Raw genomic sequence first — 26718 nt, forward strand, 5'->3', positions numbered from 1 at the left:
AGGCTCACAAATTCCTTGGGGGGCGGAGGGCGCGCCGCAGATGTCAGTCCGCGTTGCGTGGCAGATTCTGCGCGATGTGCCACAGTACGCCGGACGGGTCGAGCAAGGGAAAGTCCAGCATGCCCCATGGCTGATGTTTCAGATCGCCAAGCATGACTTGGTATTTTTCGGCGATGCCGCGGCGCTGAAGCTGCGCATGCCAGGCGGCCGCATCCGCCACCAGCAGATGCATCATGCAATTGGCGGCGAATTCCGGGTGGTAGTAGTCCTGCAGCAGGAAGCTGCAGTTGCCGTGGGCGAAATAGGCGACGCCGTGGCCAGCCGATTTGCGCTCGAAGCCCATGTCTTGATAGAAGGCCTGGGAAAGCTGGAAATCCTTGCTGGGAATGAAGGCCTTGATTTCAATGGATGCCAGATTTTCCATGCCAGTGTCCTTGCGGTGGGGTAATGAAAACCCGCCGATGCCGATCGGCGGGCGGGTCATCCAGCATGAGCTCAGGCGAGCTTGGGTTCGCCTTCCAGCATGACGACGTCGGAGAGTCCGGAACAGAACACGGCCTGTTGCAGGGTTTCTATCGCCTTCTTGCGGAAGAACTGTTTGCGCGTCACCAAGAGCACGCGGCGCTGCGGCGCCGGCTGGCTGAACGGCACGATGGACAGCAGCGATTCGTCGCCGGGGCCGACCGAGGTGGCCGGCATCACGGTGACGCCCATGCCGCTGGCCACCATGTGGCGTATGGTGTTCAGCGAGCTGCCCTGCAGCGTGCTGGCCAGATTATGGCCTTGCGCCGGCCGGCTGGAAAGTTCGCTGCAGGCTTGCAGCACCTGGTCGCGGAAGCAGTTGCCGGGGCTGAGCAGCAGGACGCTTTCCTCGGACAGCTGACAGGGCTGGATGGCCTGCTGCTTTTCCCAGGGATGGCCTTTGGGAGTGGCGACGACGAAGGGTTCGTCGTACAGGGGCCAGGCTTCGATGCCGGTTTCCTCGAACGGATCGGCGACGATGATGGCGTCCACCTCGCCGCGCTTGAGCATTTCCGCCAGCCGGGAAGTGTAGTTCTCTTCCAGGATCAGCGGCATGTCCGGCGCCAGGATGCGCAGCGCCGGGATCAGCTTGGGCAACAGATAAGGGCTGATGGTGAAGATCACCCCCAGCTTCAGCGGGCCGGCCAGCTCGTTCTGATGCTCGCCGGCCAGGCGTTTGACCGCGTCGGCCTCTTCCAGCACGCGCTGCGATTGCTCGATGATGCGTTCGCCGATCTCGGTGACCGCCACTTCCTGGCCGCCGCGTTCGAACAGGGTCACGCCCAGTTCGTCCTCCAGCTTCTTGATGGCGATGGACAGCGTCGGCTGGCTGACAAAGCAGCTTTGGGCCGCGCGGCCAAAGTGGCGCTCGCGCGCCACCGCCACGATATAGCGCAGTTCGGTCAGCGTCATGGCTTAGCGCTGTTGCTCCGGCAATACGATGTTGACCTCCAGGACTTCGTAGTCGTCCTGGCGCTCCACTTGCACCTTGATGTCGTCGAGATTGACCGACACGTATTTGGATATCACTTCCATCAGTTCGCGTTGCAAGGCCGGCAGATAGTCCGGCGCGTGGCGGCCGTTGCGCTCGTGGGCCAGGATGATCTGCAGGCGTTCTCTGGCGATGGCGGCGGATTTTTGGCGCTTGCCAAAAATCATATCGATCAATGACATGAATTAACCTCCGAACAGGCGCTTGAGGATGCCCACCTTGGGGGCTTCCAGGAAGCGCATCGGGCGTTGTTCGCCCAGGAATCGCGCCACCACGTCGGTGTACGCGTCGGCCACATCCGTCCCTTTCAGGTGGATGGCCGGAGTGCCGGAGTTGGATGCCTGCAGCACGCTCTGCGATTCCGGAATGACGCCGATCAGCGGCACGCGCAGGATTTCCTTGACGTCCTCGACCGACAGCATTTCACCCTTGTCCACGCGTCCCGGCGCGTAGCGGGTGATCAGCAGATGCTCCTTCACCGCCTCGCGTCCTTCCTCGGCGCGCTTGGACTTGGAGGCCAGGATGCCCAGGATGCGATCGGAGTCGCGTACCGACGAAACTTCCGGGTTGGTGACGATCAGCGCCTCATCGGCGAAGTACAGCGCCATCAGAGCGCCCTTCTCGATGCCGGCGGGGGAATCGCAGACGATGTATTCGAAGCCGGCGTCGTTCAGATCCTTCAACACCTTTTCCACGCCTTCCAGCGTCAGCGCGTCCTTGTCGCGGGTTTGCGAGGCCGGGATGATGAACAGATTGTCGCAGTTCTTGTCCTTGATCAGCGCCTGGTTCAGGCTGGCTTCGCCATTGACCACATTGATCAGGTCGTACACCACGCGGCGTTCGCAGCCCATGATCAGGTCCAAGTTGCGCAAGCCGACGTCGAAGTCGATCACGACAGTCTTGTGGCCGCGCAGTGCCAGGCCGGAAGCGAAGCTTGCGCTGGTGGTGGTTTTGCCTACGCCACCCTTGCCGGATGTCACAACGATGATTTTTGCCACGGGGCTTTCCTTTGGAAAATGTTTTACTCGCCGAGCGCGCTCATCACCAGGCGCTCGTTTTCAAGATAGATTTGGGTGGGTTTGCCCAGAATGCTTTCGGGCAAAGCCTGTTCAATGGTGCGGTACACCCCGGCGATGGATACCAGTTCGGCTTCCATGCTGCGGGTGAAAATGCGGGCTTGCGGGTTGCCGCGCGCGCCGGCCAGCGCGCGCCCCCGCAATGGAGCATAAACGTGGATGTTGCCGTCGGCGATGACTTCGGCGCCGGTGTTGACCATGGCCAGCACAACCAGATCGCAACCTTTGGCATAGATCTGCTGGCCGGCGCGGACCGGCCGGTCGATGATCATGCATGACGATGCGGGGGCCGGCGCAGGCGCTTCGGCGGCGGGCTTGGCCGCCGGCTCCTGCACCGTTTGCACCGAGCGGGGCTGGGCGGCGCTGTTGGCGAAGGCCAGGCCGAAGCGGCCGGCCACGGCGGCCAGCGCGTTGTCCGGATGGCGAAGCGCCACGGCGCGGATGCCGCGGCGGCTCAGCAAGGGCAGCAAGCGGCCGAAGTCGAGGTCGGCCGGATTGGGCAGGGCCTCCACATCCAGCACGAAGGCCTCTGCAGGCGCGTCGCTGGTGTTGCCGAACCGCGCGTCCAGAGCCTGGCTCAGTTCGTCCAGATTATCGGTGCGCAGCAAGATGGCCAGCAGGTCCAGACTGGCGGATTTGATATCAAAGGCGTTGGCCACAGGGCTCATGAGATGGCTTTAACTGGATAGATTTCTTCTATGGGCGAGTGTACTGGCTTGGCGTCGGGGTTTCAATGGCTGCTTTGCTTGGCGGGCCGGATGGCGTGAGGCCGGCGGGCGGCGGCGTGTCTGTGAGCGGAGGCCATCTGCGTTGCATTGCAAAAAAACCTCAGTTCGGCATGTCCTGAGGGACAGGCGCGTAATTGTCATCTTTATGGAATGATTGTGTAGTAAAAACTCTGCAGAAATAGCCGTTTAGTTCATTGTGCAATGCAACAAATCCTTGACCTGCGCGATCTGTTGACGGTAAAGTGTGATTGTTGCGCTGCAACATCATTGCGCGGAACGACAGTTTTGCTGCTGTATCGCTGTGTCCCCGACATTCTAGGAGCTGATTACATGTTTACCACCACGCAAGAACTCTCCGCCCTTGGTCAATCGCAGTTCGACAAGGCTGTTCGTCTTTCCTCCATCGTACTGGCCGGCGCCGAGCGTTTCGCCAGCCTGCAACTGGACCTGTCGCGCAAGCTGCTGAACGACAACGCCCAGGCTTTCAAGACTTTGAGCGAAGTGAAGGACGTCAAGGCCCTGGGCGACGTGCAAAGCGGCCTGGCTCAGCCGGCTCTGGATCAAGCTTTCTCCGCCGCCCGCCACGTGTACGACGCTGCCTTGGCTACGCAAAATGAGCTGACCGCTTTTGTTGAAGAGCAGATCGCCGAAAACAACAAGGCGCTGCAAACCAGCCTGGAGCGTCTGTCGAAGAACGCCCCGGCCGGCTCCGACATCGCCGTGTCCGCGATGAAGACCCTGCTGAACACCTCCACCGCCGCTTTCGAAAGCGTGTCCAAGACCGCCAAGAAGGTGAGCGCCGAGATTGCTGAAGCCGGTGTTGAAGCCGCTACCAATTCGGCCAAAGCCGCCAGCGCTGCCGTAGCTCGCAAAAAGTCCACTACCGCCGCCGCCTGATCTGGCTCGCTGCCCCGGAAGACGCAAACCGCCCCGGCTGATGCCGGGGCGGTTTGTTTTGGGCCAAGCGGAGCGGAAAATTATCAGTTCTTGAGTTCTACAAATCCTGTGGAAACCAGGCGTTCATGATTTGCAGCCGGCCTGCTGATTGCCGTTCATTTCCAGTCTAAGTGTGCCCGGCTTGCTGCTGATCTCGCGTTTGTAGAAGCGCGGACAATTCCTGCAGCAGTTTGTCCCAATCCTGTTGCTGCGGCAGCGTCAAAACAATGCTCCGGGCTAGGTTGGCCGCGTAATGGCGCGCGCTTTCCGGCAATGGGGACGGGTAGGGCGGGGTGAGTCCGATGCGGTCTGTCAGGTAGCTGGCCGCCAATTGGCGCAATTTGTCGGCCAGCAGCCATTGTTCCCCTAGCATCTGCTCCCATTGCAGATTGCGCGGCTGAGCATCGGGAGGCAGTAGGGAGGAGTGGCAGGCATGCAACAGCGCGGCGAATACCCGTTGGCAGAAGCGGGCGCTGTGGAGCGGCCCGCTATGCAGCCAGCAGCCGGGTTGCGGCGCCAAGGCATCCAGCAGCTGCCAGGCGGCGCTGTCCGGCGCCGGCGCGTTGCCGACTAGCAGCATGAAGCCATGCTCGGCGCCGGGCGGCAGCCAGTCCCCGGCGAGCTCCAACAGATCCATGCCTGCCTGGCGGCAATAGGCGTGCCGCGCTTCCAGCGCATGATCGCTATCCACGGCAAGGTCTAGCCAACAATCATCCAGCTCGATGCCGACCCACCCTGCAGGCAGGCGCGATGGCGTGTCGTGTTCCGGCGCAGCCGCCAGCCCTTGCGCTTCTAGCCGGCGCAAGAACCAGGACAAATGGGGCGCTTGTCCCCGCATGCGGAAGGAAACAGCCATGTTTGGGCACCATGGGACCGCCGTCAGGCGGCTCATTCTGATTTAAAGCGTGGCAGAAAGCGTACGCCACAGCAATCCATTATCAGGCTGAATGGCTGAATTGTGCAATGCAGCATTTTAGGGCGTTAAAAAACCGGCCTGCCGGCCGGTTGCATTTTGAGGCGCTTACTTGCCGAAGCGCTCAATGCCTTCCACCAGTTCGGTTTTGGCGTCTTCCAGCGTGCCCCAGCCCTGGATCTTGACCCACTTGCCCTTTTCCAGATCCTTGTAGTGCTCGAAGAAGTGCACCATCTGCGCGCGCAGCAGTTCCGGCAGGTCTTCCAGCTTCTGGATGGACTTGTACATCGGGCACAGCTTTTCCACCGGCACGGCCACCAGCTTGGCGTCCACGCCGCCGTCGTCTTCCATCTTGATCAGGCCCAGGGCGCGACAGCGCACCACCACGCCCGGCGGTAGCGGGAACGGGGTGACCACCAGCACGTCGACCGGATCGCCGTCGCCGGCCAGGGTTTGCGGCACGAAGCCGTAGTTGGCCGGGTACATCATGGAGGTGCCCATGAAGCGGTCCACCACCAGCGTGTTCCATTCCTTGTCGAATTCGTATTTGATCGGAGCGGCGTTGGCGGAGATTTCGATGACGACGTTGAAGTCGCCCGGCATGTCTTTGCCCGGGCCGATGCTTGCGAGGTTCATTGCGCGCAATCCTTCGTGTTGAGTAGATAAACAGGTTTAACCGGCTGATTATATCAGCAGCTGCCGTCGCTGTGCCGGCCAGGTATAATCAGCGGTTTGACGAATTGCTGGAGCCGTGCCGATGCTGGACAAGCTGATCACCGAACTGGACAAGGGCCTGCGCACCTTGTGCGCGCCGGCGCATAGCGGCCGCGCGCATCCGGATCAGGATATCGCCGAGACCGAACTGAGCGCGGCGGAAAAACGGCATGCATTGGGCCTGATGCGGGTTAACCATTGCGGCGAGGTGTGCGCCCAAGCCTTGTATCAGGGCCAGGCGTTGACGGCGCGCGACGCGGCGGCGCGCGAGGCGCTGCGTCAGGCGGCGCAGGAAGAGATCGAGCATCTGGCCTGGACGGAACGCCGCATCCGCGAGCTGGGCGGCCGCCCCAGCCTGCTCAATCCGCTGTGGTACACCGGCTCGCTGGCGATGGGGGTGGCGGCCGGCGTGCTTGGCGACAAGTGGAACCTGGGCTTTCTGCAGGAAACCGAGCGCCAGGTGGGCGCGCATCTGGACAGCCATCTAAGCGAGTTGCCGGAAGGCGACGCGCGCAGCCGCGCCATCGTCAGCCAGATGCGCGACGACGAACTGCAGCACGCCGAGATGGCGCACGAGCTGGGCGCCGCCGAGCTGCCCGCGCCCTTGAAGGCGGCGATGAAGCTGTCGGCCAGGCTGATGACCGGCAGCAGCTATCATCTGTAACACAGGCAAATAACAAGACCGGCGTAAGCCGGTCTTGTCGCATGGGCAGGGCTGTTTCCGACTATTTGGCGTCGTCCGCGATCGACCACAGGAAGTCGGTCTGCAGATTGCCCTTGAACATCGGCGCGTTGCGCGGAATGTAGAAGTTGGTGGAGTAGCCTATCGCACTGGCCTTGCTGTCCATCTGTACCGAGGCGCCGGAGTGGCAGGTCATGCAGTTGGTCTGCACGCCGACGGTGGCGTGGAAGGTCCGCTTGCTGACGGGGCTGTAGATGCCGACATTGACCGGCGGAGCGGTGAAGGTGGCGGCGTTGAAGTCAGATTCCAGATACGGGTTGTATACCGTCACCGGCTGGCCCACGCTCTTGCCGTCGTTGATCGGCTGATTCGGCGCCACCATCTGGTAGCCGATGGACATGGCGTAGTGGGCGGCGGGCCATGCCACTTGAGCCGGCCGCGCCGCGGCGGCCGCGCGATTGCCGGGCAGGGGAGGCTTGGCCGGGTTCGGCGTCCAGAAGAAGGTTTGCCACGTCCATTCGGTGATTTCGCGCGTGGTGACATGCATGGCCATCAGGATCAGCGCATCGCCGACCTCCACCGACTGTTTCAGCTGGTCTTGGACCAATTGCTGAAATTGCTTCACGTTGTCCGCGGTGACGGGGTAGGCGATGAAGTCTCCCAGAGCGAAGGTGTTGCTGGCATTGGGATGGCTACAGGAGGGGTCGGTGCGGTCTGCCTTGGATTTGCCGGGGTTCTTGGCGTCGATGTAAACACAGCCGGGCCATTTGTCTTCGGAAAAGCCGTTTTTCTCGATGGCCGGCGTCACTTTGGGGGTGCCGGGCCAGGCCGGCATCACGTACAAAGAGCTGCCCTTGACCATGTTCGCCTTGCTCACCAGCTTGTACACGGGCTTGATGGTGACGGCGTTGGATGGGAACGCGGGGATCGAGGCGTTGCCGGCGTCGTATATCTTGGTCAGCTCGGCCTTGGAAAACAATTGGTTCTTACGGGCAAACTCTGCGGCAGCGGGATCGTAGGCCACCATTTCAAAAACAGATGTGTCTCGCATGTCGCTGGTTGACGGATTGGCCTTGGCGCTCAGTTCGGCCTTTTTCGCCTGTAATTTTTCCTGGAAACCTGGAACACGCTGGAACTGGCGCGGCACGCGCAATTGCAGCTGCCGCGGCGTGGACGCCTGCGCCTTCAACTGCTCGGGGTTGGAAGGCAGCGCGGCCACCTCCGCCGGGGTCAGCCAGGTAAGGTAAACCGGGACATTGGGAATGTCGAATTCCGACTGCCCGCTGGGCGCGGTCAACGAGGCCCAAAGCCCCCAGCCGTGACGATAGATCTGCCGCGTGTTGGCCGGCGTCGGCTGGTTGATCCAGTCCATCAGTTGCGACTCGGACTCCGGAAACGAATAGCCTGGAATGTGTGGGTTGGGCAGCGGCACGGGGTGTGCGCTTGCCAGATCACTCAGCAGCAGGGCGGCGGGAAGGAGCAGACGGTAATTATGCATTGCGCTTTCTCCATGCGGGAATGAGCGTGAACGCCAATCGGCGAGCGATGCGCAATTTAAGGATGTGCGCATAATGCCTGTTATAGGTTCCCTTGATTCGCCGATTTTCATACTAAAGGACAGGTCGTACCGAGAGTCTGCCCCTTGTGCTTTCATGTTTCCCATGCGCTCCGGGTATTTCACCCACTAAGTCCTCTTCGCTTGATCAAGGTCTAGCCCCGGTTTCGCCGCAGGCCATATAAACAGGTAATGGGCAAGCGGCCGGTGGGTCCGATGTTTCCGGTTTGGCGACAGCGCGACAAGCAGGCCAAGGAGAGCAGACATGTGGACTTTCTGGATTGAATTCGCGCTGTTGCTGACGGCGATTCTGATCGGCATCCGGCGCGGCGGGGTGGCGCTGGGCATGATAGGCGGCCTGGGCGTCGCCGTGCTGGCCTTCGTGTTCCGGGTGGCGCCGGCCGAGCCGCCGATCACGGTGATGCTGATCATCCTGGCGGTGGTGACGGCCTCGGCCACGCTGCAGGTGGCCGGCGGGCTGGACTTCCTGGTGCAGCAGGCGGAAAAGGTCATGCGCAAGCACCCACAGCAGATCACCTTTCTTGCGCCCATGTCCACGTTTTTGCTGACCATGTGCGTCGGCACCGGCCACGCGGTGTATTCGCTGCTGCCGGTGATCGCCGACGTGTCGCTGAAGACCAAGATCCGTCCGGAGCGGCCGATGGCGATGGCCAGCGTGGCCTCGCAGATGGGGATCACCGCCAGCCCGGCCGCCGCGGCCGTGACGTCCTTGCTGGCGATGACCGCGCACAGCAGCCAGCCGCTGACGCTGTGGCAGATCCTGATGGTCACGATTCCCGCCGGTTTGATCGGCGTGGCGGCCGCCGCCTTCTGGAGCCTGAAACGCGGCGCCGAGCTGGATCAGGACCCGGAGTACCAGGAGCGGCTGCAGGACCCGGAATTTCGCGCCTCGATAGAAAAATCCGTGACCACCCTGGACAAGGTGCTGCCGGCGCATGCCAAGCCTTCCGTCATCCTGTTCTTCACCGGCATTCTGGTGGTGGTGTTGCTGGCGCTGTTCCCGCACTGGCTGCCGATGGATGAGAAGGGCAAGACGGTGCCGATGACGACGGCGGTGCAGTTCGTGATGCTGGCCTTCGGCGCCTTCATCCTGTTTCTGTCCAACGCCAAGGCCGCCACCATCGCCCGTTCCGAAGTCTTTACCGCCGGCATGATCGCCGTAGTGTCCATTTTCGGTATCGCCTGGATGAGCGACACCTTCGTCAAGGCCAACCAGGGTTTCCTGGTGGACAACATCAAGGTGATGGTGGAGTACGCGCCGTGGACCTTCGCGCTGGCCATGTTCGCCGTGTCGGCCTTCGTCAAGAGCCAGGCCGCCACCTTGACCATCATGGTGCCGTTCGGACTGGCGCTGGGCCTGAGTCCGCACCAGCTGCTGGCCATCATGCCGTCCTGTTACGCCTATTTCTTCTTCGCTTTTTATCCGAGCGACCTGGCCGCCATCAATATGGACCGCAGCGGCACCACGCGCATCGGCAAATATTTGCTTAACCACAGTTTCATGATGCCGGGCCTGATCGGGGTGGGCGTGTCCACGGTGGCAGCCTACGCATTGACGCATTTTTACTTCTGACAGGGGAATCGCGTGAAGACCTGCCAAGCAGACGTAGTGATTGTCGGCGCCGGGGGCGCCGGCCTGAGGGCGGCCATCGCCGCCGCCCAGTTCGATCCCAAGCTGAAGATCGCGCTGGTGTCCAAGGTCTACCCGATGCGCAGCCACACGGTGGCGGCGGAGGGCGGATCGGCGGCGGTCAAGCAGGATCATGACAGCTTCGACGCCCACTTCGACGATACCGTGGCCGGCGGCGACTGGCTGTGCGAACAGGACGTGGTGGAGTATTTCGTCCGCCAGTGCCCGGAAGAAATGGTGCAGCTGGAGCACTGGGGCTGTCCGTGGAGCCGCAAGGAGGACGGCAGCGTCAACGTGCGCGCCTTTGGCGGCATGAAGATAGAGCGCACCTGGTTCGCCGCCGACAAGACCGGCTTCCACATGCTGCACACGCTGTTCCAGACCTCCATCCAGTTTCCGCAGATTCAGCGCTTTGACGAATACTTCTGCGCCGACCTGATCGTCGAGGACGGCCAGGCGCGCGGCGTGCTGGCCATCGAGATCGCCAGCGGCGAGAGCGTGCTGATCGAGGCCGGCGCGGTGGTGATGGCCACCGGCGGCGCCGGGCGCGTGTTCCGCGAGAACACCAACGGCGGCATCGTCACCGGTGACGGCATGGCGCTGGCTTATCGCCACGGGGTGCCGCTGCGCGATATGGAGTTTGTCCAATACCACCCCACCTGCATGCCGCGCACCGGCCTGTTGTTCACCGAGGCCTGCCGCGGCGAGGGCGGCCTGTTGATCAACAAGGACGGCTACCGTTATCTGCAGGACTACGGCCTGGGGCCGGCCGAGGACAAGCCGCGCAACAAGTTCATGGAGCTGGGGCCGCGCGACCGGCTGAGCCAGGCCTTCTGGTACGAGCAGCAAAAGGGCCGCACCGTGCAGGGACCGTGGGGTTCCGCCGTGTATCTGGACCTGCGCCACCTAGGCCACGCCAAGCTGCGCGAGCGGCTGCCGCAAATCTGCGAGCTGGCCGAGGAGTTCCTCGGCATCGATCCAGCCAAGGAACCGATCCCGGTGCGGCCGGCCGTGCACTACACCATGGGCGGCATTCTGGTGGACGGACATTGCGCCGCGCCGATGCCGGGCCTGTACGCGGCAGGCGAATGCTCCAGCGTCGGCATCCACGGCGCCAACCGCCTGGGGTCCAACTCGCTGGCCGAGCTGTCGGTGTTCGGCAAGGTGGCCGGCATCGAGGCCGCGCGCTTCGCCCGCGACAGCAAGCCGGCCAAGCGCGAGGGGCTGTTGAAGCAGGCGCAAGCGGCTGAGGCCCGTCTGCACGCGCTGCGGGCCAAAGACGGCACCGAGCGCATCGCCGATTTGCGCCGCGAAATGGCGGAAACCATGGAAGCCGGCTGCGGCATCTACCGCATGGAAGACAGCATGCGCGCCACCTGCGACAAGCTGGCCGAACTCAAGCAACGCTTCCAGAACGTCAATGTGGAAGACAAGTCCTGCGTGTGGAACAGCGACTGGCTGCTGGCCATCGAGCTGGGCTACCAGCTGGACGTGGCCGAGGCGATGGCGCATTCGGCGTTGAACCGCAAGGAGTCGCGCGGCGCCCACCAGCGGCTGGACGGCTTCGAGCAGCGCGACGATGTCAACTTCCTCAAGCACAGCCACGCCATTTATCAGCCGGGTGCCGGGCCGCGCATCGAGTACGGCGAAGTGAAGATCACCACGTCCCAACCCGGCGTGCGCGCCTATGGCGCGGCGGGGGTGGCCGCAGAAAAAGGAGAACAGGCATGACGGACAAAACCATCCATATCGAGGTGCTGCGCTACCGCCCCGAGCTGGACCAGGAGCCGTGGCTGCAAGGCTTCGACGTGCCGTACAGCGACGACATGTCGGTGCTGCAGGGCCTGCAATACATCCGCGATTATCTCGACGGCACGCTGGCCTTCCGTTGGTCCTGTCGCCAGGCCATTTGCGGCAGCTGCGGCATGATGGTGGACGGCGTGCCCAAGCTCGCCTGCAAGACCTTCCTGCGCGACTATCCGGGCACGGTGCGCATCGAGCCCTTGAACCACTTCCCGATCGAGCGCGATCTGGTGGTGGTGCTGGACGACTTTATCGAGAAACTCGAAAGCATCACGCCCTATATCGTGCCCAAGGAAGACAAGCCCTTGTCCGAGGGCGAGTACAAGCAGACGCCGGCGCAGATGGACTGGTACGCCCAGTTCAGCGGCTGCATCAACTGCCTGCTGTGCTACGCCGCCTGTCCGCAATACGGCCTGAACTCGGATTTCCTCGGCCCCGGCGCCATCGCGCTCTTGCACCGCTACAACCAGGACAGCCGCGATGGCGCGTCCGAGCAGCGCATGGCGCTGCTGGCCGCGCAGGAGGGCGTGTTCAACTGCACGGCGGTCGGTTACTGCTCGGAAGTCTGCCCCAAGGCGGTGGACCCGGCCAATGCGGTCAACCTGAACAAGACCGAAGTGGCCAAGGACTATTTCCTGCGATTCGTCAGACCTAAGGGAGCATGCAAATGAGCAAGCGCAAGCCTTATGTCCGGCCGATGGACGGCTGGTGGCAGAAGAACCCGTATTTCATCGAGTACATGATCCACGAGGGCACGGCGCTGTTCGTCGCCGCCTACGGCTTTGTGCTGCTGTGCGGCCTGTGGCATTTGTCCCAGGGCGAGGCGGCGTGGAACGGCTTCATCGCCGCGCTGCAAAGCCCGCTGGCGCTGTTGTTCCACCTGATCCTGCTCGCCATGATCGGCTACCACAGCTACACCTGGTTCAAGATCATGCCGCGCACCTTGCCGCCGCTCATCGTCGGCGGCAAGCGCGTGTCCGCCGCCGCCATCACCGCCGGCGGTTTCGCCGCCACCTTGCTGGCCAGCCTGGCGCTGCTGGGCATCGTCTGGGGGATATCGCAATGAAAAACAGGCAACTGAAGCGTTCTCATGCGCCCATCTTCTGGGGGCTGTTCGGCGCAGGCGGCATGCTGGCCGCGCTGTTCGGGCCGATGCTGGTGGCTATCACGGGCTTCGCCGCGCCGCTGGGTTGGCTGCCGGCCAAAGCCGCGAGTTACCAAGGCGCGCTGGCGCTGGCGCATAGCCTGATCGGCAAGGCCGCGCTGTGGGGGCTGATCAGCCTGCTGCTGTGGCACGCCGCTCACCGCATCTATCACAGCCTGCACGATGTCGGCATCCATGGCGGCGCGCTGGCCAAGGCCTTGACCTATGGCCTGGCGGCGGCGGGCACGGTGCTGGCCTTGCTGCTGCTGTGCCGGATCGGCTAGCGATCTGCATTTAGGCGCGGCGTTTTCTTCGCCGCGCCGGTTGTCCCGCGTTTTTCCGTCTTCCTCCGCCTTTGCGCATCTTTTTTCCCCTTCTATAGTGATGTTGATGCTATTTGTAATCGATGATTGGCATCCGATTTGGCATTGAGTCTGCTATTTGACATGTTGTTGCTGACTGGCATGCGGCGCCAAGGCGGTCCGCGGCGAGGAGGGGGCGATGGCTGTTGGCGCGGTGGGCGGTTCCATTTCAATGCAGTACCTTGCGGTGTCGGCGCCTGGCGTGCTGACGCCGCCTGGTCAAGGCGGCGCGCAGGCTGCGGCGCCGGCGCGTCGCAGTCAGAATGATGGACAAGACGGCGGCTTTGGCCAGGAGGTCGCGCTGGCTTTGCAGCAGTCCGGCATCAATCTGTCCGGCGCAGCGGCCGCGCAATCGCAAGGACAATCGGCGGGGGCCGCCGCGCTGCAGGGATCGGATGCCGTAGGCGCCGCGTCCGGCGCCGGCAATGTGCAGCAGGCGCTGCATACTTTTGTGCACGCGGTGTATCAGGCGGTGCAATCGGAAGGACTTTCCAGCGGCGGCGGTTCCGAGCAGGGGCAGTCCGCCAGCGGCTATGGCGATTTTCAAGGCAATTTGCAGAGGCTGCTGCAGGACGTGGACCATGGCGTGCAGAACAATGCCACGTCCGGCATCACGCAGGCGTTCAAAGACCTGCAGCAGTCGCTGGGCGGCAATGCCGTTGCCGGAGCGGCCACGCATGCCACGCTGCATACCTTTTTGCAGAATCTGGTGACCTTGCAGAGCACCCAGTTGCAGAATGCCGGAGGGGTCGGTTCCTTGATCGACACCAGCGCCTGAGCGGCGCGGGATGGCAATGACTATACTGGAGCAGCGCCGGCGGAAAATTGGCTGGAAATTTCCCTTAATTAACAGAAATTTATACTCTGTCGCTTAGTCTGGCTGGCATGGCGCCGATATACCGATATCAGCGCGAGCTGGGCGGGTCATCGGGTCTAGTCAAGGAGAGCATCATGTCAGTCGGGTCTCTGGGCAGCAGCTCAATCTCATTGCAGTACACGCAGGTGGATATTCAAGAAACATTATCGTCTGATCCATCGCAGCAAGGTAGCAGCGGTGCGGTCCAGGGCCAGGGAGGCGGACACCATCATCATCATGGCGGCGGTCAGTTCGGGCAGGATGTGCTGCAGGCATTGCAGCAGTCTGGTTTGTTGCAGTCGTCGTCTGGCAACTCTTCCACATCCTCTGCTTCTGGCAGTAGTGATGGTACCGACAGCACGGACAGTGGTGCTATCGGCGCGGCTGGCGGCAATCAGCAACAGGCGGTTCACGCCTTTATTCACTCCTTGTTCCAGGCATTGCAGCAGGAGGGGGCCGCAGGTGCCAATGGCAGTGCCAGCACGGGCAGTCAGGACAATGACGGCGATGTCGATAGCGGCGGCGCAGACCAAGACGGTGCTTCGGGCTCGGTTGGAGGGAGCGGCGGCTACGGCGGCTTGCAGAACAATCTGCAACAGCTGTTGCAGGACATCGCCAACGGTACGCAGAATGACGCTACCTCCACGCTGCAAACCGCCTTCCAGAATCTGCAGCAGGCCTTGGGCGTCAGCAGCAGTAGCGGCCAATCGTCACAGGCGTCGCTGCAGTCCTTCCTGCAGAATCTGAGCAATAATCTGCAGCAAAACCAGCTGGGCACCAGCTCCGGCGTCGGCGCCTTGCTGAGCACGTCAGCCTGATGGTCCGGTTGCCCCGTGCGGGGCGCCGGCTGTTTGACGCCAAGGGCCGGGCTTGTTTCCCGGCCTTTGGCGTTTCAGCGCCGCTGGCGCGAGGGCAGGCTGGTCAGCACGCCCAATCCGATGATGGCGACGCTGATCAGCCCGGTGACCACTTCGCCCAGCTCCACATGCAGCGCGGCGGCGAACATGATGCCGACCAGCGCGGCAATCGCCCAGAAAGCCGAGACTTCCAGGTACTTGAACTGTCCGATGACGTCGCGTTCCACCAGGTAGATGGTCAGCGAGCGCACAAACATCGCGCCAATGCCAAGGCCGCCGGCGATCAGCCAGAAGTCGCTGGTGATGGCGAAGGCGGCGATCACGCCATCCATCGAGAAGCTGGCGTCCAGCACTTCCAGATAGACAAAGCCGATCAGGCCATTCCTGGCCGCGGCGGTCTTGATATCCATCCCGCCGAACAGCTGCTTGAACATGTGCAGCACCATGAACACCACATAGCCCCAGAAACAGCTGCTGATGAAGGCCAGTTTCTGGCCGGCCGGCACCCAGGCCGCCACCATCGCCACCAGCAGGATGGTGACCAGAGACTGGGCATTTTCCACGCTGCCCAGTTTGGCCAGCAGCGGTTCGATGCCGGGCAGCCAGTGTTCGTCCTTCTCGTGCTGGACAAAGTATTCGATCACCACCATCAACAGGAAGGTCGCGCCAAAGCCCATGATCATCAGATGGCTGTCGTGCATGATCTGCTGATAGCGCTGCGGCTGCTTGGTGGCGACGATGAAGGCTTCGGTCATTGAGACGCCGCCGGCGGTGGCGACGATCAGCAGCGGAAACAGGATGCGCATGCCGAACACCGCCACCGCGATGCCGACGGTCATGAAAATCTGGCGCCAGCGATGGCTCATCACCTTGAGAATGCCGGCGTTGACCACCGCATTGTCGAAAGAGACGCTGGTTTCCAGCACGGCCAGCACCAGGGTGGTGAGCAAAAAGGCGCTGGCGCGCTCGGCGCCGCCTGAGTCAAAGCCGTACCAGGCGACTGCGGCCAGCACGGCGACGCTGAAGGCCAGCGAGCCGCGGAAATACGAAAAAGTGGAACGCATGGGAATAACCTGAGCAAGTGCGGCGTTGCCGCTATTTTTTTAAATGTAGAACGGCCGGGAAACCGGCCGTTGCATGGGATTATATGACGTCGTCAGCGGCTTGGCATCAGTCGGCGGCGCTCACGCGCGCCAGGCATCGTTGATAGCGGCCATCCACTCGCTCGGCGAACCACTGCGTAGTCAGCTTGCGGGTGATCTTGGGGCTTTTGAGGTCGATCTGCGGCATGATGGCGCGCGGCAGCGGCTTGCCATGCTGGCGGTCCGCCAGCGCGAACACCCGGCGGTACAGCTCGCTCTGGCCAAAGGCCGAATATTTTTCCTGTTTCAAATCGCGCAGGATGGCGTCTCGGCTCATGCCTAGCTTGCCGGCGAGCGTCAGCGCAGCCTGCTGGCTGCCGGAGGGCTTGCTGTCTTGGTAATTCAACAGATCGCCATCCAGCGCCAGCTTGCGCGCGCCGATGCGGGACAGCGCGGCCTGGAACGCCGCGTTGCGGCTGCTGTAGCGGCCGGCGTTGAAGTCGGCGAAGCGGTAGCGCATGTCCTGGTACGGCGCGGGGTATTGCAGCAGGATGGCCGCGCCGAAGTAGACCCCGCCGCGGCGGGTGAAGACCTGGTGGCGGATGCTGTCGCGGTGCGCATACGGGTAGGGCCAGGCCTTGACGTGGGATTCGGCGAACTCCACGCTGACCTGCATCGGCCCGCCGGTGCGGATGGGGTTCTTCATCTCCATCGGCAGCCCCATTTGCTTGGCTTCCCGCGCCATGTCCTCGTACAGCTGGTTCATCTCGCGCTCGGTGCGCAGGCCATCTATCCGCGCCTTGTAGCTCTGGCCATTGGGCGAAGTTTTCAGCAGCGCGGTTTTCACCACCGACAGCGGCACCAGATAGCGGTGGGCGCGTTCCTCTATCTTGCTCCAGACGATTTTCGGCAGGCCCGGCACCGTAGGGTCGGCCTGCCAGCTCGATTCCTGCTCGATCACCGCCGCCAGCGCGCAGGCGTTTTCGGCGGTGGGCGGGATCTGCAGATGGCGGAAGGCGCTGTCGATATCGGCGATCCAGCCTTGGCGGTCGCGCACGCCTGGGGGAACGGATGTCGGGATGAAGTTGCGCGGCGCGGCCGCAGGCTTGGGCGCGGGGGGCTGCGGCGGCTGAACGGGCGCAGGCGGGGCGGATTCGACTGCCGGCGCCGAGGCGGCGGCGGGCAACGGCGCGGATGCATGGGCGGGTTGCTTGGGCGGCTGGGCGGCGCAGCCTGCCAGCGCGGCGGCTAGCAGGAGCGGGAGCAAGGTGCGGTTCATGTCGTTATCTTGTTGTACAGGCGGCGGAGCGTTGGCGGGCTGGCCGGCTCGTCAACGATGCGGCAGATAGGCGGCCGGATTGACCACCTGGGTGCCCAGCCGCAATTCGAAGTGTAGCTTGACGCGGTTGGCGCCGGAGTCGCCCATGGTGGCGATCTGCTGACCCGCGCTGACTTGATCGTCCTCTTTGACCAGCAGACGCTGATTATGGGCGTAGACGGTCAGCGTGTCGGCGTTGTGCTTGACGATCAGCAGATTGCCGTAGGCGCGTATGCCTTTACCGGCATACACCACCTTGCCGGCGGCGGCGGCGCGCACCGGATCGCCGGCCTGGCCCGCGATATCCAGCCCCTTATTGCGATTGCCGTCGTAATTGGCAATGACCGCGCCATCGGCCGGCCATTGCAGCTTGATGGTCAGTTTGGGCGGCGGCGCGGCTGGTTTTTCCGCCGGCTTGGCCGGCGCGGCTTTGGCCGATGGCTTGTTCGCCGCCGACGCGGATTTGCCGGCGCCGGCCGGCGGCTGGACTCGCAGCAATTGCCCGGCCTGGATGCTGGAGCTGTCGGCCAATTGGTTCCAGCGTGCCAGATTGCCCACGCTCTGCTTGTATTGACGGGCAATGCGGTACAGCGTGTCGCCGGACTGCACACGGTAGTAGCCCGCCGGAGCCGGCGCGTTGGCCGGAGGCGAGGAGGCGCAAGCGGCCAAGCATAAGCTGCTACAAAGAATAAGGGTTCGCAATGACATGGTTGCCATTTTACACCGTCACGGGACGCTGCCGCTGGAGAGGGTGGAATGAAGAAACTGTTTGGGCTGATATTGGGCTGCCTGGGTTCCCTGCCGTTGCATGCGGCCGAGTCATCCATCGTCATCCATCTTTATTCGATCGACTACCCGCCATTCATCATCGGCGCGGATGTGCCGCCGCGACAGGGCATCGCGCTGGAGGCCATCCAGCAGGCGTTGGCCCATGTCGGCCTGCGCGGGCAATGGGTGGATCTGCCTTGGAAGCGGGCGCAGATGCAGGCGCAGAGCGAAACGTATGGCTGTTTGGCGCCCTTGACCCGCTCGCCCAAGCGCGAGGAGCAATACCGCTGGGTCGGTTTGCTGGATAGCAGCAGCCAATCGCTGTATGTATTGGCGGATAAGCAGGCTGATATCCGCACGCTGGCCGACTTGAAGGGCAAGCGCGTAGTGGCATTGCTGGGGTCGTCCATGGCCGAATGGCTGCATCAGCACGATGTGGCTTTTGCCGATCTGCCCACCACGGAAGACGCGTATCGCGAGCTGAGCATGGGCGTGGCCGATGCCTGGGCCGTGCATAGCCCGGTTGCGCGTTATCTGGTGAAGAAGCAGGGACGCAGCGCCGCGCAAATCCAGGAAGCGCTGAGGCTGCAGGAGACTCGCATTTACCTGGCCTGCGGCAAGCGCATGCCGGAAGATGTGGCCCAGAGGCTGAATAATGCGTTCCGCTGGCTGCGCGAAAGCGGCGAGATGGAGCGCATCACCGCGCGTTATCTGGAGTGAGCGGGCAGCAAAATCTATGGTCAGCCCGAGTTTTGCAACTCCAGAACACTGATTCATACTGACAAGGTAGGCTTGCTCTAATCTATCTGGACTCTCGGTGGGCAATGCCGCCCGGTCCATGATGTGAGCCGCGCCTGACGGTCCTCAAAAGCCCCACAGTCTGCACAGACTATTTTGCATGTCAGGTTTGCCGCCAAGCCGTTTGGCCGATTGTCGTCATCAGGGTCTGTCGTCGCAAAAGCAGGTCTGCTCCTAACCGCCGGGGGATCGCCCGGCGGTTTTTACATCCCGGCGCGGGGATGCGGGCGATACTCGCCGCCTTGGGCCAGAATCGCCCACACCACCCGCGCCAATTTATTCGCCACCGCGCACGCCACCACTTGGCTCGGCCGACGCAGCATCAGCTGGGCCGTCCACTGGGCCAGGGCGCTGTCCCAGTGCGCCGCTCGCTGCATGATCACATGCGCGCATTGCACCAGCAGCCGGCGCAGCGATTTGTCTCCGCGCTTGCTGATGCCTAGGGGCTGTTGACGTTTGGGGAGCGGTCGCGCCGCGATGCATTTTGCGCCGAATCGAGGCGTTTCGCGCGCCGCATAGTCATTCTCTGCCAGCGCGGAACAACGAAGAGTCGGCACGAAAGGCGCCCGGCCCTGCGGGTTTGGCCGCTTTGGTCCGGAAGCCGCGTTGCCCAGTCCTTGCATAGAATGACTATGCGTCGGACTGCGCGCCTTGCTTCCGGGCCAAATCGGCTCAAACGCGATCCACTCACCAAACGTCAACAGCCCCTAGCAGCTTGGCCTTGCCGCCTGTCGAGTGCTGCCGCGGCACCAGACCCAGCGAGGCGGCAAAGTCGCGCGCATGGCCGTACCCCTTGGCATTGCCGGCATCGGCCGCCAACTGGCTGGCGGTGATCGGGCCGATGCCCGGCACCGTCATCAAGCGCCGCGCCACATCATCCTGTTTAGCCTGAGCGGCGATCTCGCGATCCAGCGTCTCGATCTCCTGCAGCAGCAGATCGTGGTGCTGCAACTGTTTCTCCAACACGCGCCAGGCGCCTTCGGGCAAGGCGGCATCGTGTTCTCTCAGCAGCACATGCGCTTGCTGCAGCCCGCGTACCCCCTGCGGCAGCGCCAGGCCGAACGCCAGCAGCAAGGCGTGAATCTGGTTGCCGGTCTGTACCCGCTCGCGGATGCGCGCTTCACGCAAACGGTGCAGCGCCGACTGAGCCTGCTGTTCGGGCGATTTCACGGCGACGTAGCGCATGGTGGGACGCGATGCGGCTTCGCAAATGGCCTGGGCATCGAGAAAATCGTTCTTGTTGCCTTGGACGAAGGGACGCACGTATTGCGGCGCGATCAACTGCACGGTATGGCCGAAGCCGGCCAGCTTGCGGGCCAGCCAGTGCGCGCCGCAGCAGGCCTCCATGACGATGCGGCAGGGCGGGTGGCGGGCGAGGAAGTCAATCAGGGTGTGGCGGCCAAACTGGCGTTTGAGCAAGATGTTGCCGTGGACATCGTGTGCCACCAGGTGAAAGCTGTGTTTGCCGATATCGATGCCGATGAGGGTGATGGTAGCCATGAGGACCTCCTGCGCAGAAAGGGAAACCGCCCTGCTAGCTTACGCCAGCAGGGCGGTTGAGTCGGGCTGACCATCACATTAGCCCCCGCAGGCGGGGGCTTGGCATGGCAAACAGCGTAATGATCAGCGGGTGATCGGCTTGTAGCGGATGCGCTTGGGCTTGGCGCCTTCTTCGCCCAGGCGTTTCTTCTTGTCGGCTTCGTATTCTTGATAGTTGCCGTCGAATAAGGTCCATTGCGATTCGCCTTCCGCCGCCAGGATATGGGTGGCGATACGGTCCAGGAACCAGCGGTCGTGCGAGATCACGAACACGGTGCCGGCGTATTCCAGCAAGGCGTCTTCCAGCGCGCGCAGGGTTTCCACGTCAAGGTCGTTGGACGGTTCGTCCAGCAGCAGCACATTGCCGCCTTTCAGCAGCGTCTTGGCCAGGTGCAGACGGCCGCGCTCGCCGCCGGACAGCATGCCCACCTTTTTCTGTTGGTCGGCGCCCTTGAAGTTGAAGCGGCCCAGATAAGCGCGGCTGGACATTTCAAACTTGCCGACGGTCAGGATGTCGGCGCCGGCGGCCACGTCTTCGAACACGGTCTTGTCGCCGTCCAGGCCCTCGCGGGTTTGCTCAACGAAGGCCATTTGCACGGTCTGGCCGATCTTCACCGAGCCGGCGTCCGGTTGTTCCTTGCCGGCTATCATCTTGAATAGCGTGGACTTGCCGGCACCGTTGGGGCCGATGATGCCGACGATGGCGCCAGCCGGCGCCTTGAAGCTCAGATTGTCGATCAGCAGGCGGTCGCCGAAGCCCTTGGATACGTTTTCGAACTCGATCACTTCATTGCCCAGACGCTCGGCCACCGGAATGAAGATTTCCTGGGTTTCGTTGCGCTTCTGGGTTTCATAGCTGGACAGCTCCTCGAAGCGGGCGATACGCGCCTTGGACTTGGCCTGGCGGCCCTTGGGGTTTTGGCGCACCCATTCCAGTTCCTGCTTCATCGCCTTCATGCGGGCGCCTTCGCTCTTGGCTTCCTGCTCCAGGCGGGCTTCCTTTTGTTCCAGCCAGGACGAGTAGTTGCCCTTCCACGGGATGCCTTCGCCGCGGTCCAGTTCCAGAATCCATTCGGCGGCGTTGTCCAGGAAGTAGCGGTCGTGGGTCACCGCCACCACGGTGCCGGGGAAGCGGACCAGGAACTGTTCCAGCCACTCGACGGATTCGGCGTCCAGGTGGTTGGTCGGCTCGTCCAGCAGCAACATGTCGGGCTTGGACAGCAAGAGCTTGCACAGGGCCACGCGGCGTTTCTCGCCGCCGGACAGCGGGCCGATCTTGGCGTCCCACGGCGGCAGGCGCAGCGCGTCGGCGGCCAGTTCCAGCTGGTGCTCGACATTGTCGCCGGCGCCGGCGGAGATGATGGCTTCCAGTTTGGCCTGTTCTTCGGCCAGGGCGTCGAAGTCGGCGTCCGGGTCGGCGTAGGCGGCATACACTTCTTCCAGGCGCTTTTGCGCGCCCATCACATCGCCCATGCCGCTTTCCACTTCCTCGCGCACGGTTTTTTCCGGGTCGAGTTGCGGTTCCTGCGGCAGATAGCCGATGTTGAGGTTAGGCTGCCATTGCACCTCGCCGTCGTATTCTTTTTCCACGCCGGCCATGATCTTCAGCACGGTGGATTTGCCCGCGCCGTTCAGACCCAGCAGGCCGATCTTGGCGCCGGGGAAGAAGGACAGGGAGATGTCCTTGATGATCTGACGCTTCGGGGGGACGATCTTGCTCACGCGGAGCATCGACATCACGTATTGGGCCATGGACTTATTCACATTGTTTGAATGGACTAAGCGCTGATTCTACCAAAACGGCGTGGCAAGCACAGATGGCAAAGCGGCCGGCGTGATGCCGGCCGCGCTTGAATCGAGAAAATGCGGGTCAGAACACCAATGCCAGCGCGGCGGTGGCCAGCATGGCGAAGGCGCAGGCCACCTTGGCCACGGCGCCGACGATGAAGCCGAGCAAGGTGCCGATGCCGACTTTTCCCGCCTGGAAGGCGTCCTTGCGGGCGAGGAATTCGCCGATCACCGCGCCTATCATCGGCCCCAGAATGACGCCGACCAGGCCGAGAAACATGCCGGCCAGGCCGCCGATGAAGGCGCCCCATAAGGCTTGCCGGCTGGCGCCGGTGGCCTTGGCCCCCAGCAGGCCGGCTACAAAATCGACCAGCAGGCCCAGCGCCGCCAGCACAGCCAGAATGCTCAGGCTGATCGCGCCCAGATGCTGGAAGTTATCCAGCCAGGACGCCAGCAGCAGGCCGCCAAACAGCAAGGGCAGGCCGGGGATGGCCGGGATGATGGTGCCGGCGAGGCCGGCGACCATCAGCAGCGCGGCAGCCAGATAACCAAGAGCGGTCATGGCTTATTCCGCCTGCGGGCCGGTGTACAGCGCCAGCAGTTCCAGCTGCGCGCAATGCGGCTTGCCGCGGCCGGAGCGGCGTTTGTAGCCGCCATCGGGCTGCATTTCCCAGCTGTTGACGTTGTCTTCCAGATACATGCGCAGCGCTTCCTTGATGATGCGGCGCTTCAGCTTGCTGTCCAGAATCGGCACGCAGGTTTCGATACGGCGGAAGAAGTTGCGGCCCATCCAGTCGGCGCTGGACATCAGCAGGTCTTCCTTGTGGTCGTTGTAGAAGTAGAACACGCGCGGGTGTTCCAGGAAGCGGCCAACGATGGAGCGCACCGTGATGTTGTCGGACAGGCCCGGCACGCCTGGGCGCAGCGCGCACACGCCGCGCACGATCAACTGGATCTTCACGCCAGCCTGGCTGGCGCGGTACAGCGCGTGGATGACCTGCGGCTCCAGCAGCGAATTCATCTTGGCGATGATCTGCGCCGGCTTGCCGGCCTGGGCGTGCTCGATCTCGCGCTCGATGGACTGCATGATCATGCTGTGCAGGGTGAAAGGGCTTTGGAACAGGTGCTTCAGGCTGCTGGCGCGGCCCAGGCCGGTGAGCTGGACGAAGATATCGTTGACGTCGCTGGCGATTTCCTCGTTGCAGGTCAACAGGCCGAAGTCGGTATACATCCGCGCGGTGCGCGGGTGGTAGTTGCCGGTGCCCAGGTGCACGTAGCGGTGCAGGCCGTGCGCTTCGCGGCGCACCACCATCAGCATCTTGGCGTGCACCTTGTAGCCGATCACGCCGTACACCACGTGGGCGCCGGCGTCTTCCAGCCGGCTGGCCCAGCCGATATTGGCTTCTTCGTCGAAACGGGCCATCAGCTCCACCACCACCGTCACCTGCTTGCCGGCGCGGGCGGCGGCGATCAGCGATTCCATCAGCACCGAGTCGGTGCCGGTGCGATACACCGTCATCTTGATCGCCACCACGTGCGGGTCGGTCGCCGCCTGGGTCAGGAAGTCGATCACCGGTTGGAAGCTCTGGTACGGGTGATGCAGCAGGATGTCGCCCTTGCGGATGGTTTCGAACAGCGGCGGCTTGGCTTTTTTCTGCAGCGCGACCGGCAGCGACGGCGCAAACGGCGCGAATTTCAGGTCGGAGCGGTCCACCAGGTCCGGCACCTGCATCAGGCGCACCAGGTTCACCGGGCCGTTGACGCGGTAGACATCGCGCGCCTGCAGGTTGAACTGGGTCAGAAGGAACGATTCCATGTGCTGTGGGCAGGTGTCGGCGATTTCCAGCCGGACCGCGTCGCCGAACTGGCGCTGGCGCAATTCGCCTTGCAGCGCGGTGCGCAGGTTCTTGAAGTCGTCGTCTTCGACGGACAGTTCGCTGTCGCGGGTGACGCGGAACTGGTAGCAGCCCTTGACCGCCATGCCCGGGAACAGTTCATGCACATGCGAGTGCAGGATGGAGGACAGGAAGACGAAGCAGTGCGCATGGCCGTCGCAGACTTCCGGCGGCAGCTTGATCACCCGCGGCAGGATGCGCGGCGCCTGCACGATGGCGGTGCCGGAGGCGCGGCCGAAGGCGTCGCGGCCTTCCAGCTCCACCGCGAAGTTCAGCGATTTGTTCAAGACCTTGGGGAAGGGGTGGGACGGATCCAGCCCGATCGGCGTCAGGATGGGCATCAACTCGCGGAAGAAATAGCTCTGCACCCACTCGCGTTGCTGCTCGGTCCATTCGTTGCGGCGCAGGAAGATGATGCCCTCCTGGCGCAAGGCCGGGAACAGCACCTCGCTCATCACCGCGTACTGCTCGCGCACCAGCTGATGGCAGGCGCGGGCCACCTTGGCCAGGGCCTGCTCCGGCGTGGAACCGTCGGCCAGGATGCGCTCCGGCGTGGCATGGGCCGCATCCTGCAGCCAGGCGATGCGTACCTCGAAGAATTCGTCGAGGTTGGAGGAGACGATACACAGGAATTTCAGCCGCTCCAAGAGCGGTAGATTCGGGTCTTCCGCCTGGGCCAGCACGCGGCGGTTGAATTCTATCAATCCCAGTTCACGATTCAGCAGCAGGTCTTGCGGTTGTGACATACGGTGTGAGAGCCAATATTTTCGAGAGATGGAGACAATAAAGCCCTCGCTTGGAGGGCTGGATGACAAGATTAGTTCTGCGGCGGCGTGTAACCGGCCGGGGCATCGGCGCCGGCGCCGAAGAAGTAGGCCTCCAGTTGCGACGCCAGATATTGGCGGGCGCGGGCATCGGCCAGGCTGAGGCGGTTTTCGTTGATCAGCATGGTCTGGTAGCGCAGCCAGCCTTGCCAGGCTTCCTTGGACACGTTTTCGAAAACGCGCTTGCCCAGCTCGCCCGGCAGCGGCGGGAAGTCGAGGCCTTCGGCTTCGCGGCCCAGCTTGACGCAATTGACGGTTCTGCTCATGGCTTAATCCTTGCTTGTATTCTGATTGGCACAGCGGGCTATTGTGTCACAGCGGGCGCGAGCTTCCAACCTTGGCTGCATCATGGGTGCAAGGGGTTACAGCTGTTTTACAAACACCTTGGAACGGCGCTGAAAATTGTAGAACTGTTGGCGCGCCAACGGCAGCGAGCTCTTGTCCGCCTCGGCGAAGCCGCGCTCGACAAACCAGTGCGAGGTCTGGGTCGTCAGCACGAACAGCGACTGCAGGCCGCGGGCGCGCGCCTGGTACTCCACGTGCCGCAGCAGCATTTCGCCGAAGCCGCCGTCGCGTTTCTCCGGCGACACCGCCAGACAGGCCAGCTCGGCGGTGTCGGCCTCCGGAAACGGATGCATCGCCACGCAGCCATAGACTTTGCCGTCGTGCTCCAGCACCGCGTATTCGCCGATTTCCACTTCCAGCCGCTCGCGGCTGCGCCGCACCAGAATGCCTTGCTCTTCCAGCGGCTGGATTAGCGCCAGGATGTCGCCGACATCTTCAATGCTGGCATGGCGCACCCGCACCAGCTGATCGCGGGCGATCATGGTGCCGTTGCCGCCGCGGGTGAAGTGTTCCAGCAGCAGCGCGCCATCCTGATGGCGGCTGATCAAGTGGGCGCGCGGAATCCCGTCGCGGGTGGCGCGGATGCAGTAGGGCAGGTAGGCGGCCACGTCCTCGGGCAGGCTGCCCGATTGCAGCATTTCCTCGGCCTGCTGCGCGGTCAGCGAGCTGATCAGCTGGCCGTCGCGCTCCACCACGCCGCGGCCTTCCACCACGTAGATCAATTTTTCCGCCTTCAGCGCGATGGCGACGTGGGTGGCCAGCTCTTCCATGGTCAGGTTGAAGCTCTCGCCGGTCAGCGAATAGCCTACCGGCGTCAGCAGCACCAGCTCTCCGCAATCCAGCCGCTGGCGGATGGCGGCGGCATCGACGCGGCGCACCTGGCCGGTGTACTGCATGTCCACGCCGTCCAGCACGCCCAATGGCTGCGCCGTGACGAAATTGCCGCCGGCCACCCGCAAGTGGGCGCCATGCATCGGCGAGTGCGGCATGCCCATCGACAGCCGGGCCTCCACATCGTGGCGGGTGGCGCCGGCGGCCTGTTTGACCACATCCATGGTGGCGGCGTCGGTGACGCGTCGATCGCGGTGGAACAGGCGGGCGATGCCGTGGCGCTTCAGCAGCGCTTCGATCTGCGGCCGGATGCCATGCACCAGCACGATGCGCACGCCCAGGCTGACCAACAGGTTGATGTCCTGGGCCATGCTGGAGAAGTCGCCGTCAACCAGGCTTTCGCCGCCCAGCGCCAGCACAAAGGTCTTGCCGCGATAGGCGTTGATGTAGGGAGCGGCTTCGCGGAAAGTCAGAACGAACTCGCGGGTTGGCATGGTAAAACGGCTCCGGCGGAAACGGTGATTCAACCGGATAGCGTAGCAGGAATGACGCTGTTTTGCAGGATGGATTTAGAGCCGCTAACAAAACCTCGTGAGAGAGCCTGAGCCAAGGCGCGCCGACGCAGACAGTACTTGAGTGCGGCAAGGAGGCGCAACGCAGGATCAGGGGTTTTGTTAGCGGGTCTTACGGTATTTGGGCAAGGAAAACAAAAACGCTCCCGAAGGGGAGCGTTGTCAGAG

At 63.1% G+C, this 26718-nt stretch carries 26 protein-coding genes and 2 pseudogenes; 10 read left to right on the forward strand and 18 right to left on the reverse strand.

Annotated features, from left to right (window positions below):
• Positions 1–43: 43 nt before the first annotated feature.
• From JHD59_RS09745 to minC, 5 genes are all read right to left on the reverse strand, one after another.
• Entirely contained in the window at positions 44–424 is a 381-nt protein-coding gene (locus JHD59_RS09745; protein ID WP_103319561.1) for a VOC family protein, read from the reverse strand.
• Positions 425–495: 71 nt separating this feature from the next.
• Positions 496–1434, reverse strand: coding sequence for a hydrogen peroxide-inducible genes activator (locus JHD59_RS09750; RefSeq protein WP_103319529.1), 939 nt, complete (start codon positions 1432–1434; stop codon positions 496–498).
• A 3-nt stretch (positions 1435–1437) separates the two neighbouring features.
• Entirely contained in the window at positions 1438–1695 is a 258-nt protein-coding gene (gene minE, locus JHD59_RS09755) for a cell division topological specificity factor MinE (protein WP_043620835.1), read from the reverse strand.
• 3 nt (positions 1696–1698) lie between these two features.
• Positions 1699–2511, reverse strand: a complete 813-nt coding sequence (gene minD / locus JHD59_RS09760; RefSeq protein WP_043620832.1) for a septum site-determining protein MinD — start codon at positions 2509–2511, stop codon at positions 1699–1701.
• A gap of 23 nt (positions 2512–2534) precedes the next feature.
• Positions 2535–3257, reverse strand: coding sequence for a septum site-determining protein MinC (gene minC / locus JHD59_RS09765; protein WP_199154083.1), 723 nt, complete (start codon positions 3255–3257; stop codon positions 2535–2537).
• A gap of 390 nt (positions 3258–3647) precedes the next feature.
• Here minC and JHD59_RS09770 point away from each other — a divergent pair, with 390 nt between their 5' ends.
• The gene (locus JHD59_RS09770; protein ID WP_103319533.1) at positions 3648–4214 is read left to right on the forward strand and encodes a phasin family protein; all 567 of its coding nucleotides are present in this window, start codon (positions 3648–3650) and stop codon (positions 4212–4214) included.
• Positions 4215–4380: 166 nt separating this feature from the next.
• Here the strand turns inward: JHD59_RS09770 and JHD59_RS09775 are convergent, their stop codons facing one another.
• Both JHD59_RS09775 and ppa read right to left on the reverse strand, forming a co-directional pair.
• Positions 4381–5070, reverse strand: coding sequence for a hypothetical protein (locus JHD59_RS09775; protein ID WP_233163979.1), 690 nt, complete (start codon positions 5068–5070; stop codon positions 4381–4383).
• A gap of 204 nt (positions 5071–5274) precedes the next feature.
• The gene (gene ppa / locus JHD59_RS09780; protein WP_021478635.1) at positions 5275–5802 is read right to left on the reverse strand and encodes an inorganic diphosphatase; all 528 of its coding nucleotides are present in this window, start codon (positions 5800–5802) and stop codon (positions 5275–5277) included.
• 121 nt (positions 5803–5923) lie between these two features.
• On the opposite strand from ppa, the gene coq7 reads away from it, so the two are divergent.
• Positions 5924–6544 (forward strand): 2-polyprenyl-3-methyl-6-methoxy-1,4-benzoquinone monooxygenase, encoded by a 621-nt coding sequence (gene coq7 / locus JHD59_RS09785; protein WP_103319537.1) that lies wholly within the window; start codon positions 5924–5926, stop codon positions 6542–6544.
• Positions 6545–6605: 61 nt separating this feature from the next.
• Here coq7 and JHD59_RS09790 read toward each other — a convergent pair whose 3' ends face one another.
• Entirely contained in the window at positions 6606–8060 is a 1455-nt protein-coding gene (locus JHD59_RS09790; protein WP_199154085.1) for a hypothetical protein, read from the reverse strand.
• 322 nt (positions 8061–8382) lie between these two features.
• Between JHD59_RS09790 and JHD59_RS09795 the strand changes: the two genes are divergently transcribed.
• The 7 genes from JHD59_RS09795 to JHD59_RS09825 all read left to right on the forward strand — a co-directional run bounded on the left by JHD59_RS09795 (position 8383) and on the right by JHD59_RS09825 (position 14751).
• Positions 8383–9711 carry an anaerobic C4-dicarboxylate transporter gene (locus tag JHD59_RS09795; RefSeq protein ID WP_199154086.1) on the forward strand — a complete coding sequence of 443 codons (1329 nt, stop codon included), beginning with the start codon at positions 8383–8385 and terminating at the stop codon, positions 9709–9711.
• A gap of 12 nt (positions 9712–9723) precedes the next feature.
• On the forward strand, positions 9724–11499 hold the full coding sequence (frdA, locus tag JHD59_RS09800; protein WP_199154087.1) for a fumarate reductase (quinol) flavoprotein subunit: 1776 nt from the start codon (positions 9724–9726) through the stop codon (positions 11497–11499).
• Positions 11496–12242 (forward strand): succinate dehydrogenase/fumarate reductase iron-sulfur subunit, encoded by a 747-nt coding sequence (locus tag JHD59_RS09805; RefSeq protein WP_199154088.1) that lies wholly within the window; start codon positions 11496–11498, stop codon positions 12240–12242. The genes frdA and JHD59_RS09805 overlap by 4 nt, the downstream gene beginning before the upstream one ends.
• Positions 12239–12637, forward strand: coding sequence for a fumarate reductase subunit C (locus JHD59_RS09810; RefSeq protein WP_071108995.1), 399 nt, complete (start codon positions 12239–12241; stop codon positions 12635–12637). Before JHD59_RS09805 ends, JHD59_RS09810 begins: the two co-directional genes overlap by 4 nt.
• Positions 12634–12999, forward strand: a complete 366-nt coding sequence (gene frdD, locus JHD59_RS09815; RefSeq protein WP_103319548.1) for a fumarate reductase subunit FrdD — start codon at positions 12634–12636, stop codon at positions 12997–12999. The genes JHD59_RS09810 and frdD overlap by 4 nt, the downstream gene beginning before the upstream one ends.
• Before the next feature lie 217 nt (positions 13000–13216).
• Positions 13217–13855, forward strand: a complete 639-nt coding sequence (locus JHD59_RS09820) for a hypothetical protein (protein ID WP_199154089.1) — start codon at positions 13217–13219, stop codon at positions 13853–13855.
• Between the two features lie 173 nt (positions 13856–14028).
• Positions 14029–14751, forward strand: a complete 723-nt coding sequence (locus JHD59_RS09825) for a hypothetical protein (protein WP_199154090.1) — start codon at positions 14029–14031, stop codon at positions 14749–14751.
• A 74-nt stretch (positions 14752–14825) separates the two neighbouring features.
• Here the strand turns inward: JHD59_RS09825 and JHD59_RS09830 are convergent, their stop codons facing one another.
• The 3 genes from JHD59_RS09830 to JHD59_RS09840 all read right to left on the reverse strand — a co-directional run bounded on the left by JHD59_RS09830 (position 14826) and on the right by JHD59_RS09840 (position 17859).
• Positions 14826–15854 carry a DUF475 domain-containing protein gene (locus JHD59_RS09830; protein WP_199154091.1) on the reverse strand — a complete coding sequence of 343 codons (1029 nt, stop codon included), beginning with the start codon at positions 15852–15854 and terminating at the stop codon, positions 14826–14828.
• A gap of 106 nt (positions 15855–15960) precedes the next feature.
• Entirely contained in the window at positions 15961–17151 is a 1191-nt protein-coding gene (locus JHD59_RS09835) for a DUF1615 domain-containing protein (RefSeq protein ID WP_199154092.1), read from the reverse strand.
• A 51-nt stretch (positions 17152–17202) separates the two neighbouring features.
• On the reverse strand, positions 17203–17859 hold the full coding sequence (locus tag JHD59_RS09840) for a peptidoglycan DD-metalloendopeptidase family protein (protein WP_368671566.1): 657 nt from the start codon (positions 17857–17859) through the stop codon (positions 17203–17205).
• A gap of 87 nt (positions 17860–17946) precedes the next feature.
• Here JHD59_RS09840 and JHD59_RS09845 point away from each other — a divergent pair, with 87 nt between their 5' ends.
• The gene (locus JHD59_RS09845; protein ID WP_199154094.1) at positions 17947–18678 is read left to right on the forward strand and encodes an ABC transporter substrate-binding protein; all 732 of its coding nucleotides are present in this window, start codon (positions 17947–17949) and stop codon (positions 18676–18678) included.
• A gap of 281 nt (positions 18679–18959) precedes the next feature.
• Here the strand turns inward: JHD59_RS09845 and JHD59_RS09850 are convergent.
• The 7 genes and pseudogenes from JHD59_RS09850 to argA all read right to left on the reverse strand — a co-directional run.
• Positions 18960–19205, reverse strand: a pseudogene (locus JHD59_RS09850) (IS110 family transposase); the annotation flags it as partial.
• Positions 19206–19461: 256 nt separating this feature from the next.
• Positions 19462–20256, reverse strand: a pseudogene (locus tag JHD59_RS09855) (IS110 family transposase); the annotation flags it as partial.
• A gap of 123 nt (positions 20257–20379) precedes the next feature.
• Complete coding sequence (gene ettA / locus JHD59_RS09860) at positions 20380–22047, reverse strand: energy-dependent translational throttle protein EttA (protein ID WP_199154095.1); 1668 nt, start codon at positions 22045–22047, stop codon at positions 20380–20382.
• A 118-nt stretch (positions 22048–22165) separates the two neighbouring features.
• Complete coding sequence (locus tag JHD59_RS09865) at positions 22166–22645, reverse strand: DUF456 domain-containing protein (protein WP_199154096.1); 480 nt, start codon at positions 22643–22645, stop codon at positions 22166–22168.
• Positions 22646–22648: 3 nt separating this feature from the next.
• Positions 22649–24724: a polyphosphate kinase 1 gene (gene ppk1, locus JHD59_RS09870; protein WP_199154097.1), complete on the reverse strand. Its 2076-nt coding sequence runs from the start codon at positions 24722–24724 to the stop codon at positions 22649–22651.
• 71 nt (positions 24725–24795) lie between these two features.
• The gene (locus JHD59_RS09875) at positions 24796–25068 is read right to left on the reverse strand and encodes an oxidative damage protection protein (RefSeq protein ID WP_103318663.1); all 273 of its coding nucleotides are present in this window, start codon (positions 25066–25068) and stop codon (positions 24796–24798) included.
• A 96-nt stretch (positions 25069–25164) separates the two neighbouring features.
• A complete protein-coding gene (gene argA, locus JHD59_RS09880) occupies positions 25165–26472 on the reverse strand; it encodes an amino-acid N-acetyltransferase (RefSeq protein ID WP_199154098.1) in 1308 nt (435 codons plus the stop codon).
• Positions 26473–26718: the final 246 nt, after the last annotated feature.

This window comes from Chromobacterium sp. ASV23 (assembly GCF_016428945.1).
Taxonomy (GTDB): Bacteria; Pseudomonadota; Gammaproteobacteria; order Burkholderiales; family Chromobacteriaceae; genus Chromobacterium; species Chromobacterium sinusclupearum.

What these genes read in the sequence shown, in the direction of transcription:
- JHD59_RS09745 (WP_103319561.1), bottom strand. Translation starts at nt 424, where the DNA reads ATGGAAAATCTGGCATCCATTGAAATCAAGGCCTTCATTCCCAGCAAG.
- JHD59_RS09750 (WP_103319529.1), bottom strand. Translation starts at nt 1,434, where the DNA reads ATGACGCTGACCGAACTGCGCTATATCGTGGCGGTGGCGCGCGAGCGC.
- minE (WP_043620835.1), bottom strand. Translation starts at nt 1,695, where the DNA reads ATGTCATTGATCGATATGATTTTTGGCAAGCGCCAAAAATCCGCCGCC.
- minC (WP_199154083.1), bottom strand. Translation starts at nt 3,257, where the DNA reads ATGAGCCCTGTGGCCAACGCCTTTGATATCAAATCCGCCAGTCTGGAC.
- JHD59_RS09770 (WP_103319533.1), top strand. Translation starts at nt 3,648, where the DNA reads ATGTTTACCACCACGCAAGAACTCTCCGCCCTTGGTCAATCGCAGTTC.
- ppa (WP_021478635.1), bottom strand. Translation starts at nt 5,802, where the DNA reads ATGAACCTCGCAAGCATCGGCCCGGGCAAAGACATGCCGGGCGACTTC.
- coq7 (WP_103319537.1), top strand. Translation starts at nt 5,924, where the DNA reads ATGCTGGACAAGCTGATCACCGAACTGGACAAGGGCCTGCGCACCTTG.
- JHD59_RS09790 (WP_199154085.1), bottom strand. Translation starts at nt 8,060, where the DNA reads ATGCATAATTACCGTCTGCTCCTTCCCGCCGCCCTGCTGCTGAGTGAT.
- JHD59_RS09795 (WP_199154086.1), top strand. Translation starts at nt 8,383, where the DNA reads ATGTGGACTTTCTGGATTGAATTCGCGCTGTTGCTGACGGCGATTCTG.
- JHD59_RS09805 (WP_199154088.1), top strand. Translation starts at nt 11,496, where the DNA reads ATGACGGACAAAACCATCCATATCGAGGTGCTGCGCTACCGCCCCGAG.
- JHD59_RS09810 (WP_071108995.1), top strand. Translation starts at nt 12,239, where the DNA reads ATGAGCAAGCGCAAGCCTTATGTCCGGCCGATGGACGGCTGGTGGCAG.
- frdD (WP_103319548.1), top strand. Translation starts at nt 12,634, where the DNA reads ATGAAAAACAGGCAACTGAAGCGTTCTCATGCGCCCATCTTCTGGGGG.
- JHD59_RS09820 (WP_199154089.1), top strand. Translation starts at nt 13,217, where the DNA reads ATGGCTGTTGGCGCGGTGGGCGGTTCCATTTCAATGCAGTACCTTGCG.
- JHD59_RS09825 (WP_199154090.1), top strand. Translation starts at nt 14,029, where the DNA reads ATGTCAGTCGGGTCTCTGGGCAGCAGCTCAATCTCATTGCAGTACACG.
- JHD59_RS09830 (WP_199154091.1), bottom strand. Translation starts at nt 15,854, where the DNA reads ATGCGTTCCACTTTTTCGTATTTCCGCGGCTCGCTGGCCTTCAGCGTC.
- JHD59_RS09835 (WP_199154092.1), bottom strand. Translation starts at nt 17,151, where the DNA reads ATGAACCGCACCTTGCTCCCGCTCCTGCTAGCCGCCGCGCTGGCAGGC.
- JHD59_RS09845 (WP_199154094.1), top strand. Translation starts at nt 17,947, where the DNA reads ATGAAGAAACTGTTTGGGCTGATATTGGGCTGCCTGGGTTCCCTGCCG.
- ettA (WP_199154095.1), bottom strand. Translation starts at nt 22,047, where the DNA reads ATGGCCCAATACGTGATGTCGATGCTCCGCGTGAGCAAGATCGTCCCC.
- JHD59_RS09865 (WP_199154096.1), bottom strand. Translation starts at nt 22,645, where the DNA reads ATGACCGCTCTTGGTTATCTGGCTGCCGCGCTGCTGATGGTCGCCGGC.
- ppk1 (WP_199154097.1), bottom strand. Translation starts at nt 24,724, where the DNA reads ATGTCACAACCGCAAGACCTGCTGCTGAATCGTGAACTGGGATTGATA.
- JHD59_RS09875 (WP_103318663.1), bottom strand. Translation starts at nt 25,068, where the DNA reads ATGAGCAGAACCGTCAATTGCGTCAAGCTGGGCCGCGAAGCCGAAGGC.
- argA (WP_199154098.1), bottom strand. Translation starts at nt 26,472, where the DNA reads ATGCCAACCCGCGAGTTCGTTCTGACTTTCCGCGAAGCCGCTCCCTAC.